Origin of the sequence: Flavobacterium album (assembly GCF_003096035.1) — a bacterium.
Taxonomy (GTDB): Bacteria; Bacteroidota; Bacteroidia; order Flavobacteriales; family Flavobacteriaceae; genus Flavobacterium; species Flavobacterium album.
In genome coordinates this window covers 2,852,239-2,871,654 of the sequence record NZ_CP029186.1, presented here as the reverse complement: position 1 = coordinate 2,871,654, position 19,416 = coordinate 2,852,239, and the positions used below count along the sequence as shown (strand labels likewise).

The window sequence follows — 19,416 nt, the reverse complement described above, 5'->3', positions numbered from 1 at the left end:
GTTTTTACTTAAAGGAACAGAAATTGAAACAGTCTTATCAAATTTAAATAAATTAGAATATGAACTTTGCCAATTTTACCATAAAATCACAAGAGGCCATACAGAGGGCGCAGCAACTCGCCCAAAGCCTTGGCCAGCAACAGATAGAAAACGAGCACATCGTGAAAGCTATCCTGGAAGTGGACGAAAACGTAACGCCTTTCCTTCTTAAAAAACTTAATGTAAACCTCCCAATATTCAACCAGGTACTGGACAGGGTTATAGAAGGCTTCCCGAAAGTATTAGGTGGCGAAATAGGACTTTCCCGCGATGCAGGTACCGCCCTTACCGAAGCCTCGAACATTGCACGTAAAATGAACGATGAATTTGTTTCCATCGAGCATTTGCTGCTGGCCATTTTTGCTTCCAAAAGCAAAGTAGCCCAGATATTAAAAGACCAGGGTGTAACCGAAAAAGGCCTGAAAGCAGCTATCGATGAACTTCGAAAAGGAGAAAGAGTGACTTCTGCCAGCGCCGAAGAAACCTATAATTCGCTTAACAAATATGCTAAGAACCTCAACCAGTTGGCTAACGAGGGAAAACTCGACCCGGTTATCGGCCGCGATGAGGAGATACGTCGCGTTTTGCAGATCCTTTCGCGACGCACCAAAAACAACCCGATGCTCGTAGGTGAGCCCGGCGTGGGTAAGACCGCTATTGCCGAAGGACTTGCACACCGTATCGTACAGGGCGACGTACCTGAGAACCTCAAGAGCAAGATCGTGTACTCCCTTGATATGGGTGCGCTGATAGCGGGTGCTAAATACAAAGGTGAATTTGAAGAGCGTTTGAAGTCCGTAGTGAAGGAAGTTACTTCTGCCGAAGGCGATATCGTGCTGTTTATTGATGAGATACATACCCTTGTGGGTGCCGGTGGCGGTGAAGGCGCGATGGATGCCGCGAACATCCTGAAACCTGCCCTGGCCCGTGGCGAGCTTCGAGCAATAGGCGCAACAACCCTTGACGAATATCAGAAATACTTCGAAAAAGACAAAGCGCTCGAACGCCGCTTCCAAAAGGTAATGGTGGACGAGCCGGATACCGAAAGCGCTATATCCATCCTTCGCGGTATCAAAGAAAAATATGAGACCCACCACCAAGTAAGGATAAAAGACGATGCGATCATAGCCGCAGTAGAGCTATCGCAGCGCTATATTACCAACCGTTTCCTTCCGGACAAGGCTATCGACCTTATGGATGAGGCGGCATCCAAATTGCGTATGGAGATCAACTCCAAGCCGGAAGAACTGGATGTGCTGGACCGTAAGATCATGCAGCTGGAGATCGAGATCGAGGCTATTAAACGTGAGAACGACGAGCCGAAACTAAAATCGCTCGGTATGGAACTTGCTAACCTGAAAGAAGACCGCAACGAGATCTACGCCCGCTGGAAGAGCGAGAAAGATGTTGTGGATAACATACAAGCTGCCAAAACCGAGATCGAGAACTTTAAGGCAGAAGCCGAACGTGCCGAGCGCGAAGGCAACTACGGAAAAGTAGCCGAACTCCGTTACGGTAAGATCAAGGAGGCACAGGACAAACTGGATGCGCTTGAAAGCCAGCTAGCCGAAAGCCACAAAGGCGAAAGCCTGATAAAAGAAGAAGTGACCCATGAGGATATTGCCGAAGTGGTCGCCAAATGGACCGGCATACCGGTTACCAAAATGCTGCAAAGCGAACGCGAAAAGCTGCTTAACCTTGAAGACGAACTCCACAAGCGCGTGGTTGGCCAGGAAGAAGCTATTGAAGCCGTAAGTGATGCCGTACGCAGGAGCCGTGCCGGATTGCAGGACCAAAAGAAACCTATCGGTTCGTTCCTGTTCCTGGGTACGACCGGTGTGGGTAAAACGGAGTTAGCGAAAGCCCTTGCCTCGTACCTGTTTGATGATGAAAATGCTATGACGCGTATCGACATGAGTGAGTACCAGGAGCGCCACAGCGTGAGCCGATTGGTAGGTGCGCCTCCTGGATATGTGGGTTATGATGAAGGCGGGCAGCTTACCGAAGCCGTACGCAGGAAGCCGTATTCTGTAGTGCTGTTAGACGAGATTGAAAAAGCGCACCCGGACACCTTCAATATCCTGCTACAGGTACTGGACGAAGGAAGGCTTACGGATAATAAAGGCCGCGTAGCCGACTTTAAGAACTCCATCATCATTATGACCTCCAACATGGGAAGCAGCATCATACAGGAGAAGTTCGAGAACTTTAAAGGCAATATCGAGACTGCTATTGAAGCCGCTAAGACAGAAGTTCTTGGGTTACTCAAACAGACCGTGCGTCCTGAATTCATCAACCGTATTGATGATATCGTGATGTTCACGCCGTTGAGCAGCGATAACATCAGGGAGATCGTAGGACTTCAGCTGAAATCAGTAACCAGGTTACTCGCTAAGCAAAACATTACGCTGGATGCTACCCCCGAGGCGATCGACTACCTTGCTAAAAAAGGCTATGACCCTGACTTTGGTGCGCGCCCTGTAAAACGTGTGATCCAGAAAGAGGTGATGAACGAGCTTTCGAAACAAATCCTTTCCGGTAAAGTAACGACCGACAGCATTATACTGCTCGATAGCTTTGACGGGGAACTGGTGTTCAGGAACCAAAGCGACCTTGTGAAGAATTAAAACAATAATTTGTAATCCTGCAAGGTCTTAAAGACCTTCTAGGTATAATTATTCGAAAATTTAGACCTACAAGGTTAAAAAAACCTTGCAGGTCGGTAAAACCCTCAGCAATAGTTGAGGGTTTATTTTTTGGGTACAAAAAAAAGCCCGGGCTTACATTCCCGGGCTTTCTATAAAGCGTTGCCGTGCTTAACGGGCGCTTTTATAATCGTAGTATTGCCTTATGGTCATGATGCCTTTGTAATAGCTCTTTCTTTTTTGTGAAAGCAACCATACTACGCAGCCTACAGCTATACAGGAAGACAATAGTATTGCCAGCGTCGTTATCAGATAGTTGCTGAAACTTATATTATCAAAATTAAAATCGTTCATGAAAAGATAGCCTGTGATCATTACAGCAAAAATCGATAAAAGAAAATATAATAGTTTCATAGCTTTGGAATTTAAGAGTTAAACTTCCGTTCAAATCATGGTGCAATTTCAGCAATTAAATTATTCCTTCATAGCGGTTTAAGAGTAAATAACTTTTATTTAGCTTTTCGTTTGTCAGTATAATTCTACGCAATTTCGCAAATCTCAATAAAACCAAGGCCTTTCAGAATTCTTTGAAATAAATTGATTCATAATGTTAATGTTATTACAAACATCCAACATTATATTTAAATAAGGATGAAATTTGTAAACACTAACTAAACAACTTACTATGAACCTAAAAAGAATTTTTGGTGCCATCCTGACCGTTCTCGGGATCATCGGGCTTATCTATGCCGCTTACGTATTCGCAAATACTTCAACCGGCGAGCAGAACATAAAAATAACAGCCATATACGGTATTGTTGGGCTTATCTTCTTTATAGCAGGCATTGGCCTAGTAAAGAAAACAAGGGACGATTCCCGTGCCTAGCTAGTCAAATTTTACAAACATCGAACTGAAGTTAATGGTCATTTTTTGGAACTGCTTGATAAGGTCCTGCCCTATGTTTCCGTAAAAATGACTTTCTTCACTATCGGTTTTTTCAGTAAACAGCTGTACACCTTCAAGTGTCAGCTGTTTTTTGTTGATAATTATAGGCATCGATATATTGTAGCCTTTTTTGGTGGTCATCCCTCCTGCCCCGCCAAAATCCAGGTCGGTTTCCTGGTAATCTGAAACTACTTCGGCTTTGTGCTTTGCATAATATTTTGTGTATAAAGAAGTGCTTACCGCCCCTGTGTCAAAGCTATAGTACTCATCATTCACTTTTATTACAGGCGTTAGGAAATCGAGCGCCATATCCTGCCCGCTTTTATGTGTCCTGTTTTTTGGCACGATGAATTCATCCTCCTGGGTGACCTGTATCTCTTTCATGGCCTCAATTACAGGAAATCCAATGATGCCGTTTATCTGGTACTCTATTTGGGAGAAAGCAAGTGCGCTATCAGGGAACACAAGGAAGACAGCGTTTTTTACAGTGATGCTTCCTAATGTAAATTGTGGGCATATCGCCATTTTCGCATTGACTATAGCGCCGGTAATGGAGCCTACCTCTATACTTCCGCCCAGTATTTTCATACCGAGCCTCGTAGCAGTAGTTTCAGTTACTGTAGAAAGGTTGGCGCCGGTATCGAAAATAAAATCGATAGTTACTTCTCCTGATTTTACCGGAAGATTGGTCAGCTGGGCTTTATCCCTTGTCATTTTTATGTAGGTAGCCTCACTTACGATCACTTCCTGCTTCGGCTGCCCCGAAAGCAAAGTCCAAATATTGCCCATGTTATAATAGTCGGCTATTTCGGCAGCATCGAGATACGTTGTAGGGGTCGCCAGGATGTCCTTCACAACAGCATTGGCTTCAGTATATTGAAAAAGGCGCGCGTGGTTGGCATGTTTCAGCCGCCTCAGGCTCAATTTCAGGGAGTCACCCATCTGGTCAGGGAATTTATCCAGGGCACGGACTATTTTTTCATTCGACTGCGCCGCCCTGTTGAAAATGTTATCAATGTTAGCCTGCAGTACAAGCCTTTCCAGCTTGGTGAAATGCTTGTCATTTTCAGAAATATAATTTTCAGCGTTGAAATAGTTCTTATCTTTAAGAAGCTGCTGTGCATAACTGTATTCGTCAGAAAACTTTTCGGCTTTTTTTTGGGCAGTGCAGGTTATGGTAAACAGTACAAACAATAGCAATAATGATCTCTTCATGGCTAAAATTAAAGTTATGGCAAGATAACAATTTGCGCGATGTATTGTTACAGGCGTGTGAATTTGGTTGCCCATTATTTGACAATTACCTAAATTAGCCTTTGCAAACCAACATAAGATAAAGTGGACATAACCATTACCAACGGCATGCTTACTGCCACAATCAACCCTAAAGGAGCTGAACTCAACTCTTTAAAGGACAATTCCGAAAACGAATATATGTGGGAAGGCGATCCTGCATTTTGGGGGAAACATTCGCCTGTACTCTTCCCGATTGTAGGTGAATTACGAAACAACAGCTATCTTTTTGAAGGGAAAACCTATGCCATGACACGCCACGGATTTGCCCGTGATACTATTTTTGCCGTAAAAAGTCAGGACGAAAGCAACGCTGTTTTCTCCTTATCGGCTAGTGATGATACGAAAAGGCTCTATCCTTTTGATTTTGAACTGGAGCTTGCTTATACACTGCATGAAAAAACGCTCCGTATCGATTATACCGTAACCAATAATGGCAGTGGTGATATGCCGTTCTCATTAGGGGCACATCCTGCCTTTGCCATGCCCGGGAACTTTAAAGACTACAGCCTGGTTTTCGAAAATGACGAACAACCTGTAAGCACACAACTTGAAAATAACCTGCTTTCTGATAAAACAATAACATTACCTGTTGAAAACAGAGTATTGCCGCTTACTTACGATCTGTTTAAAAACGATGCGCTGATATTGAAAAGCCATACCTCCAACTCTATTGAAATTGCAAAGAACGGTACGCCATTCCTGAAAGTGGCGTTCCCCGATTTTCCACACCTTGGCATATGGACAATGGAAAATGCGCCTTTTTTATGCATTGAGCCATGGAAAGGTTATGCTGATACGCACGATGCATCAGGCAACCTGATTGAAAAAGAAGCCATTACCATTTTACCGGCAGGGCAAAGCTTTAAAGCAGGGTTCAGCATTATAATTTTACGTTAAAAAAAGCTGTTCACCACGCAACCGATCCGCTAAAATATCATCTACAAAAAAAAACCACTTTTATGAAAACGCTTAAACTGAAATTTATTGGATTCCTGATCGCAGTATCAGCAGTAACTGCATGTAGTATTGACGATAATCATAGCAACTATTGCTTTTATAATGGGCAAATGACCACACTGGAGGTTACCGGGCCAACTACCACTACAATAAACACGCCGATCACACTTAATGTGACATTCAGGGTAGCTAACAGCTGCGGGACATTTAATCGCTTCGTAGAAACCACTACATTCCCTAAAAATATTGTAGCGCTTGTAGATTATTCTGGCTGCCAGTGTACAGATACCCCTACCGCATCACTAACCAAGCCATATACATTCACCGCTACAGCGGCAGGTACTTATGAGCTGCGGTTTTTACAGGAGAATAACCTTTATATTACACGGACAATCACCGTTACAGAATAATAACCCTGTTGAAACACAATAAAAAAAATCTTCCGTTTGGAAGATTTTTTGTTAAAGGGAGCTGCTTCTTCACTATTTTTGAATTCTACACTACCAACTATGAACGAATTCCAAAGACAATTTGAAGAAGTGCGCGACCTGTTGCGCTTTGAAGACTACGGTCTGGTTGTAAAGCGCATCATCGACTTTACGCTTGATACGGAGTCGGTCGCATTCTATAAAAAAACCAACGCCTTCCTGGACTGGCTGGATGCTGCTCCCGAAAGCCCTGATAAAAAACAACGGTTCACGGCATTGCTGGACGAGCTGTATGCTTTTTTATCCGGAAAAGAGCTGCCCAAAAGAGAAAAAATTCTTGAAGCCAAACAAATAGTAAAGCAATACTCCCCTTCATCTTTTGCTTTAGGGCCTGTAAACCTCGACCTGTATGCCGGCGATATCGTGGGTCTTGTAGGCGAGAACGGCAATGGCAAGACAACACTGCTGCGTGTTTTGTGTGGCGAACTGTATGCTACATCAGGCAAGGTAGACTATGCCTTCCCGTATGAAGATCGCTATGACCTTCGTACCAAGCTGGTGTACATACCCCAACGCACTGATACATGGCGGGGCCCTATGCGTGAAAATCTCGTATTTACAGCCTCGATGTACGGTTATCCGCCCGAAGAGAACCACCTTATTGTCGAGCTTATCATAGCACGGCTGGGGCTGCGAAAATTCAGGCAGCACAGTTGGAAGAACCTTTCGTCAGGCTACAAGATGCGCTTCGAACTGGCGCGGATGCTGTTGCGTAAGCCGAAAGTATTGCTGATAGACGAACCTTTGGCCAACCTCGACATCCTGGCACAGCAAACGGTATTAGAAGATTTCAGGTCGATAGCCAAATCGCCATTCAGGCCTATAGGCATCATACTGAGCTCACAGCAGCTGTATGAAGTAGAAAAAACATCGGATCAGGTGATCTTCCTGAAACAGGGTGTACAAAAAAACCTGCGCGGTACGGAAAATAGCGATGCGCCGGAAGAGCAGCAGCTTGTCATAGAATTTGAAAGCGAATGGAAACAAAGCAGGCTGAATGAGATATTGAGCGCTAACGGCCTAGTATCATTACAATTTAACGGCGGCACCTATGTAGCTACGTTTACCAGCGACAGAACAGTACATGACTTTATGAAAATTGTTATCGCTAATGAAATGCCACTTGCCTATTTCAGGAATATTTCCAACTCCACACGACGCTTTTTTGTATCCTAATCTCAACAAAACCATGTTCAAACAAATACAAAACCAACTGCTGCTGCGCCATCCACTGCTCTGGAACCTTAAGATCGTCCCGGTAATAGCTGTTACAATAGCGCTGCATATCATATTTTTCAGTTTAGGATATTTTCACGGAACTGTAGATTTTACAAAAACCGGCGACGAATATTATTTTGATGCCTTACCTGCCCTGGTAATCTTCTTTTCGGTATTCATAAGCCTTCTTGTCCTCATCATCTGGCTTGTCTTCTATTTCAGGAACAATGCCTTCAAGTCGTATTACCCAAAAAACAAGCTTTCACTATACAAAGAGTTCCTGCTGTTGTTTATACTATGCACCATCAATTGCTCGTATGTGTTCTCGTTCATGTATGCGTCCGAAATGCACCAGAGAAGCTACTTCAGCGAGCAGGAATTCTCGCGCCGTATTGATATTATCAGTATGGCTTCGCTGTTTGTAGACGGGGGCTTTGAGGAAGGCGAATATATTTATGAAGAAAAAGACGGTGAATCCATCCGGACACGACGCGAAACGTTTATGTATGACGGCAGGGAGTATTCGCTGAATTCATTGATGAACAAATCGGTTACCGACTTTTCCTATCAGGGAATGGTAAAAGACTCCCTGAACGAGCGCAGGGTAAAGAAATGGCTTATAGAAAACCGTAAGGATTCGGTGCTGTGGGTTATGCGTGAATTTGATAAGATTGCGAAAGAACACAACGTAAAAAGCAATATCGCCCCGCCGGAATGGTTAAAGCTCGTGTATGATTATCCGGCTTTTACCAACTATATCACCATAGGACGTATCGACAGCTACCCGGAAGGCAACAACCCGGTAGATTATGCCGATAATTATGATTATGACTATACTCAAGTAGTTGCAGAAACCGAACCAACTGACCCTTATAGAAACTATCAATCCCTGGATACAATATCAAACAATATCAAGATCATAAACGGGCATACCTACATCTACCCTAAATATTACGAACCATTCAGGCAGCTTGAAAATTCGTATGGAATCATCTCCGGGGCATGGAGCGGCCCGGATGCCAATGGCGGGTTGGCGCTTTTCTTTGCCTATTTCGGGCTTGGATTGTCGTTGCTTATTTTCTCATTCAGGGTGACATCCGGAAGGAACTGGCTTATAGCACTGGTAGCCTTTGGGGTAACAGCGCTGATAACCGGGATAATCAATGTGGTATATTCGATCATTATTCCTTATAATTCTATGTTGGGTGGCTTCCGCGATACACTTTATATTACCGTGTGGCTGGTTATCGCTGTTGTACTGCTTATTTGGTTCTTTGCCAAAAGGAAATCAAAAGGAATAAGCGGTATTATTCTTAATATTGTTTTATGGATAACTCCCTCGATACTGCCTGTTATAGGATTTTTGATACTGGATTATGTTGAAGACCAGGCAGTGTATGAATACGGGGAACGAATAACCCCTGTAACCGGTTATGAAGCATGGATGAAAGACAACCCTGAATTATTTATGTTATTTTGCGGTATTGTATTTTTAGCCTTTATGTACTTTTTTACCATTTCCATTAAAAGATGGAAGGGAATCGCTGAATCATAATGCTGTAAGAATAAAATAATAACCTTTTGTCTTTTCTGGTAAAGGGCTATTTCATTTTAGGCAGCGTCCTAATATAAAGTTCCTCGACCTTTTTTCGTGCCCATTCGGTTTTACGCAGAAAGGTAAGGCTGGAGTTGATACTCGGGTTGTCGTTGAAGCACCTTATCCTGATAAGCTCGCCAAGGGTATCGAACCCGTAAAAGCCTACAAGGTCTTCCAAGATCTTTTTGAGCGTTATGCCATGCAGCGGATCTTTTGAAACGGGTTTTTCCATGGTGTAAAGATAAGAATAGTACGTTTATAAAAATTTCTTATCTTCGTTCGACAAACAAATCATTGCGTAGCTCAGATGGATAGAGCACCTGCCTTCTAAGCAGGCGGTCTCTGGTTCGATCCTGACGCGATTAGAAATCAGAACGTTACCGGTTTGAATCCCATCGTGGTCACATTATGCAAAACCTGCTCGAAACTCCCATAGAATTCCTTAAAGGCGTAGGCCCGGCACGTGGCGATTTGTTGCGTAAGGAGCTGGACATCCATAAATACGGCGACCTGCTGCACCTGTTTCCCAACCGTTATATCGACCGTACACGCTATTACCGCATCAATGAGCTGCAAAATAGCGGCGCGGAAGTACAGGTTGTGGGCAAAGTAATCAATATAAAGACCGTAGGCGAAAAGAAAACCCGCCTCGTAGCCACCTTTACCGATGGCACGGGCGAAATGGAACTGGTGTGGTTCCAGGGTCAGAAATGGATACGCGAGAACCTGAAGCTTAATACACCATATGTGATATTCGGGAAGGCAAGCTCGTTCAACGGCGTTTTCAATATGGCCCACCCGGAGATGGAACCGCTGGCAGAGCATGAGCAAAGCCTGCGTTCGGCCATGCAGCCCTTTTACCCTTCTACCGAAAAGCTAGCGCAGAAAGGCATTACCAACAAAGTAGTAAGCAACATCATGCAGCAGCTGTTCCGGGAAACACAGGCAAAATTTTCCGACCCGCTCCCTCCTGCCCTTATAGAAGAATTAAAGCTGATACCCAAAAATGCCGCGCTGTTCAATATCCATTTCCCAAAAAGCCAGGAGATATTGGCCCGTGCACAGTTCCGCCTGAAATTTGAGGAACTGTTTTTTATTCAATTGCAGCTGATCACCAAGAACCTTATACGGAAGCACAAGATAAAAGGCCATCCGTTCACGCAGGTGGGCGCTTATTTCAACGATTTTTACAATAACCATTTGCCGTTCGGGCTTACCAATGCGCAGAAGCGTGTTATCAAAGAGATACGCAACGACATGGGCCAGCCCGCCCAAATGAACCGCCTGTTGCAGGGCGACGTGGGTTCGGGTAAGACTATCGTGGCGATGATGAGCATGCTGCTGGCGCTCGATAATGGTTTTCAGGCGTGCCTTATGGCCCCCACAGAGATTCTCGCCAACCAGCATTTTATAGGACTCAATGAACTTGCCAAACCATTAGGGATCAATATAAAAATACTGACCGGCTCAACTAAAACTTCAGAAAGAAAAATTATACATGAGCAGCTGGAAAGCGGCGAGCTTCACATCATCATAGGCACACATGCATTGCTGGAAGATAAGGTGCAGTTTAAAAACCTTGGGCTCGCCGTGATCGATGAGCAGCACCGTTTTGGCGTAGAGCAGCGCAGCAAGCTATGGCGTAAGAACGACATCCCCCCGCATGTGTTGGTGATGACCGCCACCCCTATCCCGCGTACATTAGCTATGAGCCTGTATGGCGACCTGGACATATCGGTAATAGATGAGCTTCCTCCGGGACGAAAGCCGATACAAACTGTGCACCGTTTTGACAGCAACCGCCTTAAAGTATGGAAATTCCTGAAGGATGAGATTGCCAAAGGCCGCCAGATCTACATTGTGTATCCGCTGATACAGGAAAGTGAGAAGATGGACTATAAGGACCTGATGGACGGATACGAAAGCATTTCGCGCGATTTCCCGCTGCCGCAATACAGCGTGAGCATCGTGCATGGCAAAATGAAGCCTGCCGAAAAGGACAGCGAAATGGCCCGGTTTGCCGCCGGAAAAACAAATATAATGGTCGCTACTACTGTTATTGAGGTGGGTGTGAATGTGCCCAATGCCAGCGTAATGGTGATAGAGAGCGCCGAACGTTTCGGGCTGTCGCAGCTGCACCAGTTGCGCGGGCGTGTGGGACGTGGAGCAGAGCAAAGTTACTGCATCCTGATGACGGGGCACAAGCTGGGTAACGACACCAAAACCCGCCTGGAAACAATGACCCGCACCAACGACGGTTTTGAAATTGCAGAGGTCGACCTGAAGCTGCGCGGCCCCGGCGACATTATGGGTACACAGCAAAGCGGTGTGCTCAACCTCCAGATCGCCGACCTGGTAAAAGACCGTGATATCCTGATGCTGGCCCGCGAGCATGCCTTAAAACTCCTGAAAGACGATGCCTCTATGACTAAACCCGAGCATGCGGCACTGCGCCACGCTTTTATCGAAATGGGGAAAAAGAAAAATATCTGGAATTATATTAGTTAGTTATAAGTGATGTTTACTCCTATCGGCACGAGCAGGATGCTCGCGCTAGCGGAGAGCAATAAAAAAAGGGTCAAATCTATTTGATTTGACCCCATATATAAACTTACATTATCACTAGTTAAATGAAGCAATTTTAGACACGTGATTGTAATTATCCTCAATTTTACCATAAAGATCAGCGCCTATCTCTGTAGGGCCTGCATCAATCATATCAGGATGAAAAGGATCGTTAGCAGCATACTCCGCAATCTTAGCAGCTTTACTCTTAACATACGTAGCCTCGGTTCCTGTATTATTTAAAGCATCTAACGCATAATAAAGAGCAGTATAGCCTATGTAATTTGTATTTATCAAATTATCAACATGCTTTTTAAAGCTGCAATCAGCGTAGCGTTTGTAGGATCGTCATTAACTAACCCTATAAGGTCTTTTTTGCATAAAATAATGTACGACAAATCCTGTTTTATAGAATTCTGCAGGGAACTACTGTATAGGTTATCGAAATATGTCCATTTAACAGTAGGATCTTCTACTTTTTTATATAAGTCATTCTGGGATATGAATGCGCCATCTGGAGGAGTATCGCTGCCTATAACAAATGGAATCTGACTCAGATAAGCAGGCGACGCTGCTCTTGATTTCAAATCAATTTTATTTTCGGAATTATTGCTGTCTGAATTTTCCGAACATGCAATTACGGTTGCCAACGAGGCGGCTACAAATGAAACGCCTATCAAATTCCGTAACTTTTTTTCATGATATACTTAAAAATTATTGGTTTGGTTAATTCAAAAGTAAATAAAAATGACTCATCTTGTAGTTAAATACTATAACTATTGCTGGTACCATCAATCAACTGCGAAATTTCGCCAATAAAACTATCTCAATTTAACATTCCCTTATCCCTCGCTCCCACTTTACTTCTCCCCAAAAATCAGTAACTTTGCGGTTTGCACAAAAATGCTATGCCAGATACTACAGAATTTACAGAATATATAGAAGTACTGGGTGCCCGCGCCCACAACCTTAAAAACATAGATGTCATAATTCCCCGCGAAAAGCTAGTGGTCATTACCGGGCTTTCGGGTTCGGGAAAGTCATCACTTGCCTTCGATACCATTTACGCCGAAGGGCAGCGCCGCTATATCGAGACATTCTCGGCCTATGCGCGCCAGTTCCTCGGAGGCCTGGAACGACCGGATGTCGATAAGATAGACGGACTCTCCCCCGTGATCGCTATTGAGCAGAAAACTACTGGCAAAAGTCCGCGTTCGACTGTAGGTACCATTACCGAGATATACGACTTCCTGCGCCTCCTGTATGCCCGTGGTGCCGATGCCTACAGCTACAATACCGGCGAAAAGATGGTGAGCTATACCGACGACCAGATCAGGGAGCTTATCGTGGAGAAATTCGATGGGAAGCGCATTACCATCTTGGCACCGATAATACGTTCACGTAAAGGGCACTACCGTGAGCTTTTCGAACAGATATCCAAGCAGGGCTTCCTGAAGGTGCGCGTGGATGGCGAGATAAAAGACATAGAGAGCGGCATGAAGCTGGATCGCTACAAGACGCACGATATCGAGACGGTTATTGACCGTATGGCAGTAGACACATCTGCTGAGACTGACACCCGTCTTGCCAATAGCATTAAGACCGCTATGTACCATGGCGAGGACGTGATGATGGTCATAGAGCAGGAAAGCGGCGAGGCACGTTATTACAGCCGTAACCTCATGTGCCCGTCATCGGGTATATCCTACCCTAACCCGGAGCCTAACAATTTTTCGTTCAACTCACCTAAGGGTGCGTGCGACTATTGCAACGGGCTGGGCGTGATCAACGAGATCAACATCAAAAAAATAATACCGGATCCTAAGGTCTCCATAAAAAAGGGTGGTATTGTGCCCATAGGCGAATATAAAAGTTCATGGATATTTAAGCAGATAGAGATCATTGGCGAAAAATTCGATTTTAAGATAACCGACCCCATTGAGAAAATTTCGGCGGAAGCCATGGAGATGATACTCAACGGCGGAAAGGAGAAATTCACTGTTTCCTCCAAAACGCTGGGGGTGAACCGTGAATACAAGATCGACTTTGAAGGCATCTCAAGCTTCATCAGGAACCAGCATGATGAGAGTGGATCGGCTTCCATCAAGCGGTGGGCAAAAGAGTTCATGGATGAGGTAGAATGTCCTGTTTGCCATGGTTCAAGGCTGAAAAAGGAATCACTGTACTTCAAGGTAAACGGCCAAAACATTGCCGAACTATCGGCTATGGATATTTCCGACCTCGCTGAATGGTTCGAAAACCTGAATGAGAACCTTTCTGAAAAACAGAAAACCATTGCCTCTGAGATCGTAAAGGAAATAAAGGCGCGCCTCAGCTTTTTGGTAGACGTAGGGCTTAATTACCTTTCGCTCAACCGCAGCTCGCGCACGCTTTCGGGCGGCGAGGCACAACGCATCAGGCTGGCTACACAGATAGGCTCGCAATTAGTCGGTGTACTTTACATCCTTGATGAGCCAAGCATCGGCCTCCACCAGAGGGATAATGAAAAACTTATCAAATCATTAGAGCAATTAAGGGACATTGGCAACTCAGTCATTGTGGTAGAGCACGACAAAGACATGATAGAGCGTGCCGACTATGTAATTGATATCGGCCCGGCGGCAGGGCGTTTCGGCGGGCAGATCGTCAGTAAGGGCACCCCGGCAGAATTGCTGCAGGAACATACGCTTACCGCGGCTTACCTTAATGGCGAAAAAGAAATTGCTGTACCGAAAAAACGCCGCGAAGGAAATGGCAAAACCCTGAAGCTAACAGGCGCTACCGGCAACAACCTGAAAAACGTTTCGATAGAGCTGCCCTTAGGAAAGCTGATATGCGTTACAGGGGTTTCAGGCAGCGGAAAGTCGACACTGATAAATGAAACGCTGTACCCGATACTGAACGCCCATTTCTTCAACGGCGTGAAAAAACCGGCTCCATATAAAAAAATTGAAGGACTGGAGCATATTGATAAAGTTATTGATATCGACCAGTCGCCTATCGGCCGTACGCCAAGGTCGAATCCGGCTACCTATACCGATGTGTTTAGCGAGATACGTTCGCTGTTCACGCAAACACCCGAAGCTATGATACGCGGTTACAAACCGGGAAGGTTTAGTTTTAACGTGAGCGGTGGGCGCTGCGAGACCTGCGAAGGTTCCGGGCTGCGTGTCATTGAGATGAACTTCCTGCCGGATGTTTACGTGGAATGCGAAACCTGCCAGGGTAAGCGATTTAACCGTGAGACGCTGGAAATACGTTATAAAGGGAAATCTATTTCGGATGTGCTGGACATGACGGTAGATGATGCCGTCCCGTTTTTTGAAAATATTCCAAAGATATATCGAAAGATCAAGACGATACAGGATGTAGGCCTTGGTTATATTACCCTCGGGCAGCAAAGCACCACACTTTCGGGTGGCGAGGCGCAGCGTATAAAGCTGGCAACGGAACTGTCTAAAAAGGATACAGGCAACACCTTCTATATTATGGACGAGCCTACCACCGGGCTGCATTTTGAGGACATCCGTGTGTTAATGGATGTTATCAACAAATTGGTAGATAAAGGAAATACGGTACTTATCATCGAACACAATATGGACGTGATAAAACTTGCCGACTACATCATAGACATTGGTTATGAGGGTGGTAAAGGCGGAGGGCAGCTTGTCGCCAAAGGAACGCCCGAAGAAGTGACAAAAAACAAAAAAAGCTATACAGCGCATTTTCTGAAAAAAGAACTATCTTAGGCGCCGTTTGTTTAAATTTTAAGTAAAATAATTATGTCGAAAGAGAAATACAATAGTGAGGATGAATGGATCCACGAAGGGCTGAAGCAAAAGCCGTGGAACGAAATACGGAGCAACGACTCATGGGCGATTTTTAAGATAATGGCGGAGTTTGTGAATGGTTTTGATACGATGGCCAAGATCGGCCCGTGCATTTCGATATTCGGGTCGGCGCGCACCAAGCCGGAAGATAAATATTACCTGCTTGCCGAAAAGATCGCTGAGAAGATCGCCAATGCCGGATATGGTGTAATAACAGGCGGCGGCCCGGGTATCATGGAAGCCGGAAACAAGGGGGCAAGCCGTGGTATAGCGCCATCGGTAGGGCTTAATATTGAGCTGCCTTTCGAACAGCATTTTAACCCGTATATCGACCATGACAAGAACCTTAACTTCGATTACTTCTTTGTAAGGAAGGTAATGTTCGTAAAATATTCGCAGGGATTTGTGGTAATGCCGGGCGGTTTTGGTACGCTGGATGAAATGTTCGAGGCGATAACCCTGATACAAACCAAGAAAATCGCTAAATTCCCAATCATATTGGTAGGAACCGAATTCTGGAGCGGCCTGCTGGACTGGATAAAAACAGTCATGATAGAGCGCTACCACAATGCTAACCCTGACGACCTTAACCTTATCAGGATAGTAGATACTGAAGACGAAGTGCTTGAAGTAATCGAAAACTTCTATAAGAAATACAGCCTTAGCCCGAATTTTTAATGAAGGCCCTGTTTATAGTATGTGTCATTCTGACGAAGGAAGAATCTCTTTAATACAGAGATTCTTCCTTCGTCAGAATGACAAACGTTACCTGATCATCTTTAACATAAAAAGAAGCAACCCCAAGCGCAATCTCGTATCTTTAATATAGTTACACGCCAACCGAACCATGTAGTAATAAATACCGTATCTCATCAAGTGAAGCTTACAAAGTCTTATTTCCTTTTCCTCCTTATGCTATCAGGATTGCTGCAGGCACAGCACCAAAACAGGCTGTTTGCCGATGTGGATTACAGTGCCAGGGTTATCAGGATAAGGCAGGAGATCGTATTTAAGAACCAGTCAGCTGACACGCTGCAGGAATTTATCCTGAACGACTGGAACAACGCGTATTCCAACAAAGAAACGCCTTTGGCCAAACGCTTTTCTGACGAATACATAAGGGCTTTCCATTTGGCTAAGGAAGACGACCGCGGCAGTACTACAATCTATTCGGTTATTGACCAAAATGGCCGGTCACTGAACTGGAAACGGCCCGATAAGCATCCCGATCTTCTTGAGCTACAACTGGCTGGGCCTATTTACCCGAACCATGAGTTTAAGTTCACTTTTACTTATGAGGTTAAAATACCTAATGACCGGTTTACCAGATTCGGGTATGATGACAAAGGTATTTTCACACTGAAAGACTGGTACGTCGCCCCTGCCCGAACCGAAGGGAATAAGTTTGTTCGGTACAGCAATGAAAACCTTGACGATATTGCCAATGCCCTTGCTGATTATGAGCTTACGCTTACCGTACCTGAAGGCACCTTTGTAACCTGCGACCTTTACCAGGGCAATAAAACACAAAAGGATACTAATGAGGAATACTACTTTATCGGCAAGGGTCGTATGGGCTTTAACCTTATATTGGAAAAGAAAAACACGTTCGAAGTCTATACGAATGCCATTGCCGAAGTAAGCTGCAATTTAAAGGATAATGGCGTAACCGATATACAAAAGGCAGTCGTCATAGATGACATCGTAAAATTTACCTCCGAAAACCTCGGGCCGTACCCACATGGAAAAATAATGGTCAGCCAGGCAGAGTATGACCGCAACCCGGTTTATGGGCTCAACCAGCTCCCCTCCTTTCTCAGGCCGTTTCCTGATGCGTTTATTTACGAAATACGATTCCTGAAAACCTACCTGAATGTTTACCTGAAAAACACACTCCGCCTCGACCCGCGGAAAGACAACTGGATATATGATGCCATCCAGATGCAGCTGATGATGAAGTATATCAATCAGTACCACCCTGACCAAACCATGATGGGGACACTATCGGGTGTGGGCATCCTTAAAGGGCATAACCTGTTCAACATCAAATTCAACGAGCAGTACGATTACCTTACATTGCTTATGGCGAGAAAAAACCTCGACCAGCCTATCGGCAACCCGAAAAGCACCTTCATAAAATTCAACGAGCAGATAGCCGGTAAATATAAGGCCGGGCTTTGCATGAACTACCTTGACGATTATCTCGGCAAAGGTATCACCGATCAGGCAGTCGCCGAATTTTACAAACTGAACACTACCACCCGGAAAACCGACAGGGAAGATTTTGAAGCCATCCTTAAATCGAAGACGGATAAGGATATTAACTGGTTTTTTGATACCGTTATCGATACCCGAAAGCTGATCGATTATAAATTTGGTGAGGTACACAAGAATAAAGACTCTGTAACGGTAACTGTAAAGAATGTAACGGGTACCAACGTACCGGTTTCGATTTACGGGCTTAAGAAAGGCAATGTGGTTTTCAAGCAATGGGTGGAGAATGTCAGTACCGATAGTACTTTTACCCTAGCCCGCCAGGATGCCGACAGGCTTGCACTCAATTACAATAATGAGATACCCGAATATAACCGCCGTAACAACTGGCGAAAACTGGGCGGTTTTTTTCCGAACAATAAACCTTTAAAGTTCACTTTTTTCCAGGATGTGGAAGACCCGCGCTACAACCAGCTTTTTTATGTACCGAGCTTTAGCTTTAATATTTACGACGGAGTATCGCCTGGGCTTCGCTTCCATAACAAATCGATGCTGGAGAAGCCTTTTATTTTTGATGTCAATCCTGTTTATTCCATTAAAACAGGTCAGCTTATCGGGTCGGCCTCACTAATGTATAACCAGTATATCCGCGATCAGCAGCTTTACAATATACGGTATACCGTATCAGGTTCGACCTTTCACTATGCACCCGATGCAAGCTACATTAAGTTCACGCCTGGAGTGCAGTTCCGCATAAGGGAAGATGACTATCGTGAAAACAAAAAACAAGCGATTATATTACGCCAGGTATTGGTGAACAGGGAGAAATCACAGTTTGTGGCTACTACCGACCAAACCGAAAACTATTCAGTATTCAATGCCCGCTATAGTAAATTTGAGTCGGAAATAACAAGGCATTATAATTTCTATACCGATGTGCAGCTGGCCAATTCTTTCGGTAAGCTGTCAGGAGAAATACAGTACAGGAGGCTTTTTAACGATAACCGCCGTATCAACCTCAGGCTTTTTGCAGGAACGTTCATGTACAGGAATACCAGCTCCGACTTTTTCAGCTTTGCGCTGGACAGGCCTACAGATTATATGTTTGATTACAACTATTATGGGCGTTCTGAATCTACAGGCTTATTCAGCCAGCAATTCATTATGGCGGAGGGCGGCTTTAAATCGAAGCTGCCAACACGTTATGCCAACCAGTGGATGACAACGGCCAACGCCAGCTTTAATATCTGGAACTGGGTAGAGGTATATGGCGATGCCGGCTTGTTTAAAAACCACTTTGCCGGTGCGAAATTTGTATACGATAGCGGTATCCGCCTTAACCTTGTGCCGGATTATTTTGAATTGTATTTCCCTGTATATTCAAGCAATGGATGGGCATTCCGCCAGCAGGAGGCGTATAGCACCAAGATACGCTTTGTAGTGACGATCAGCCCGGGTACACTGATCAACCTTTTCACGAGGAAGTGGTTCTAGTTTTTGACACGTAACAGCAGATCTCATTAATTTTTAAATTTCACGTAAAGCCGCAAAGAAATAGCGTGCCCCTATTGGCAACCCAATATTACTTTTAATACTTTAAAAACCCCAAAATAAATATACT

The 19,416-nt window shown here is 44.7% G+C and carries 15 protein-coding genes and 1 tRNA gene; 11 read left to right on the top strand and 5 right to left on the bottom strand.

Going from position 1 to position 19,416, the window contains the following annotated elements; translation table 11 throughout:
- The first annotated feature begins 59 nt into the window (after positions 1-59).
- Complete coding sequence (gene clpB / locus HYN59_RS12955) at positions 60-2,666, top strand: ATP-dependent chaperone ClpB (RefSeq protein ID WP_108778662.1); 2,607 nt, start codon at positions 60-62, stop codon at positions 2,664-2,666.
- Between the two features lie 189 nt (positions 2,667-2,855).
- Here the strand turns inward: clpB and HYN59_RS12950 are convergent, their stop codons facing one another.
- Positions 2,856-3,098, bottom strand: a complete 243-nt coding sequence (locus tag HYN59_RS12950; protein ID WP_146185936.1) for a hypothetical protein — start codon at positions 3,096-3,098, stop codon at positions 2,856-2,858.
- 271 nt (positions 3,099-3,369) lie between these two features.
- Here HYN59_RS12950 and HYN59_RS12945 point away from each other — a divergent pair, with 271 nt between their 5' ends.
- Complete coding sequence (locus HYN59_RS12945; protein ID WP_108778660.1) at positions 3,370-3,570, top strand: hypothetical protein; 201 nt, start codon at positions 3,370-3,372, stop codon at positions 3,568-3,570.
- Here the strand turns inward: HYN59_RS12945 and HYN59_RS12940 are convergent, their stop codons facing one another.
- Positions 3,571-4,845, bottom strand: coding sequence for a retropepsin-like aspartic protease (locus tag HYN59_RS12940; protein ID WP_181369435.1), 1,275 nt, complete (start codon positions 4,843-4,845; stop codon positions 3,571-3,573).
- A 123-nt stretch (positions 4,846-4,968) separates the two neighbouring features.
- On the opposite strand from HYN59_RS12940, the gene HYN59_RS12935 reads away from it, so the two are divergent.
- The 4 genes from HYN59_RS12935 to HYN59_RS12920 all read left to right on the top strand — a co-directional run bounded on the left by HYN59_RS12935 (position 4,969) and on the right by HYN59_RS12920 (position 9,144).
- Complete coding sequence (locus HYN59_RS12935) at positions 4,969-5,823, top strand: aldose 1-epimerase family protein (protein ID WP_108778658.1); 855 nt, start codon at positions 4,969-4,971, stop codon at positions 5,821-5,823.
- Between the two features lie 62 nt (positions 5,824-5,885).
- The gene (locus HYN59_RS12930; RefSeq protein WP_146185935.1) at positions 5,886-6,293 is read left to right on the top strand and encodes a hypothetical protein; all 408 of its coding nucleotides are present in this window, start codon (positions 5,886-5,888) and stop codon (positions 6,291-6,293) included.
- Between the two features lie 99 nt (positions 6,294-6,392).
- On the top strand, positions 6,393-7,547 hold the full coding sequence (locus tag HYN59_RS12925; RefSeq protein ID WP_108778656.1) for an ABC transporter ATP-binding protein: 1,155 nt from the start codon (positions 6,393-6,395) through the stop codon (positions 7,545-7,547).
- Between the two features lie 13 nt (positions 7,548-7,560).
- Positions 7,561-9,144, top strand: a complete 1,584-nt coding sequence (locus tag HYN59_RS12920; RefSeq protein WP_108778655.1) for a hypothetical protein — start codon at positions 7,561-7,563, stop codon at positions 9,142-9,144.
- 46 nt (positions 9,145-9,190) lie between these two features.
- Here the strand turns inward: HYN59_RS12920 and HYN59_RS12915 are convergent, their stop codons facing one another.
- Positions 9,191-9,418, bottom strand: coding sequence for a VF530 family protein (locus HYN59_RS12915; protein ID WP_108778654.1), 228 nt, complete (start codon positions 9,416-9,418; stop codon positions 9,191-9,193).
- Between the two features lie 60 nt (positions 9,419-9,478).
- Here HYN59_RS12915 and HYN59_RS12910 point away from each other — a divergent pair.
- Positions 9,479-9,551: transfer RNA gene (locus HYN59_RS12910), tRNA-Arg, on the top strand.
- 43 nt (positions 9,552-9,594) lie between these two features.
- A complete protein-coding gene (gene recG, locus HYN59_RS12905) occupies positions 9,595-11,694 on the top strand; it encodes an ATP-dependent DNA helicase RecG (protein WP_108778653.1) in 2,100 nt (699 codons plus the stop codon).
- Between the two features lie 114 nt (positions 11,695-11,808).
- Here the strand turns inward: recG and HYN59_RS12900 are convergent, their stop codons facing one another.
- Both HYN59_RS12900 and HYN59_RS12895 read right to left on the bottom strand, forming a co-directional pair.
- Complete coding sequence (locus HYN59_RS12900) at positions 11,809-12,048, bottom strand: hypothetical protein (RefSeq protein WP_108778652.1); 240 nt, start codon at positions 12,046-12,048, stop codon at positions 11,809-11,811.
- A complete protein-coding gene (locus HYN59_RS12895; RefSeq protein WP_108778651.1) occupies positions 12,045-12,431 on the bottom strand; it encodes a hypothetical protein in 387 nt (128 codons plus the stop codon). The genes HYN59_RS12900 and HYN59_RS12895 overlap by 4 nt, the downstream gene beginning before the upstream one ends.
- Positions 12,432-12,659: 228 nt before the next feature.
- Here HYN59_RS12895 and uvrA point away from each other — a divergent pair, with 228 nt between their 5' ends.
- From uvrA to HYN59_RS12880, 3 genes are all read left to right on the top strand, one after another.
- Complete coding sequence (uvrA, locus tag HYN59_RS12890; protein WP_108778650.1) at positions 12,660-15,500, top strand: excinuclease ABC subunit UvrA; 2,841 nt, start codon at positions 12,660-12,662, stop codon at positions 15,498-15,500.
- Between the two features lie 33 nt (positions 15,501-15,533).
- Complete coding sequence (locus HYN59_RS12885; RefSeq protein WP_108778649.1) at positions 15,534-16,259, top strand: LOG family protein; 726 nt, start codon at positions 15,534-15,536, stop codon at positions 16,257-16,259.
- Between the two features lie 198 nt (positions 16,260-16,457).
- Positions 16,458-19,289 carry a gluzincin family metallopeptidase gene (locus HYN59_RS12880; RefSeq protein ID WP_342748324.1) on the top strand — a complete coding sequence of 944 codons (2,832 nt, stop codon included), beginning with the start codon at positions 16,458-16,460 and terminating at the stop codon, positions 19,287-19,289.
- Positions 19,290-19,416 lie beyond the last annotated feature (127 nt).

What these genes read in the sequence shown, in the direction of transcription:
- HYN59_RS12885 (WP_108778649.1), top strand. Translation starts at nt 15,534, where the DNA reads ATGTCGAAAGAGAAATACAATAGTGAGGATGAATGGATCCACGAAGGG.
- clpB (WP_108778662.1), top strand. Translation starts at nt 60, where the DNA reads ATGAACTTTGCCAATTTTACCATAAAATCACAAGAGGCCATACAGAGG.
- uvrA (WP_108778650.1), top strand. Translation starts at nt 12,660, where the DNA reads ATGCCAGATACTACAGAATTTACAGAATATATAGAAGTACTGGGTGCC.
- HYN59_RS12925 (WP_108778656.1), top strand. Translation starts at nt 6,393, where the DNA reads ATGAACGAATTCCAAAGACAATTTGAAGAAGTGCGCGACCTGTTGCGC.
- recG (WP_108778653.1), top strand. Translation starts at nt 9,595, where the DNA reads ATGCAAAACCTGCTCGAAACTCCCATAGAATTCCTTAAAGGCGTAGGC.
- HYN59_RS12950 (WP_146185936.1), bottom strand. Translation starts at nt 3,098, where the DNA reads ATGAAACTATTATATTTTCTTTTATCGATTTTTGCTGTAATGATCACA.
- HYN59_RS12915 (WP_108778654.1), bottom strand. Translation starts at nt 9,418, where the DNA reads ATGGAAAAACCCGTTTCAAAAGATCCGCTGCATGGCATAACGCTCAAA.
- HYN59_RS12920 (WP_108778655.1), top strand. Translation starts at nt 7,561, where the DNA reads ATGTTCAAACAAATACAAAACCAACTGCTGCTGCGCCATCCACTGCTC.
- HYN59_RS12930 (WP_146185935.1), top strand. Translation starts at nt 5,886, where the DNA reads ATGAAAACGCTTAAACTGAAATTTATTGGATTCCTGATCGCAGTATCA.
- HYN59_RS12940 (WP_181369435.1), bottom strand. Translation starts at nt 4,845, where the DNA reads ATGAAGAGATCATTATTGCTATTGTTTGTACTGTTTACCATAACCTGC.
- HYN59_RS12945 (WP_108778660.1), top strand. Translation starts at nt 3,370, where the DNA reads ATGAACCTAAAAAGAATTTTTGGTGCCATCCTGACCGTTCTCGGGATC.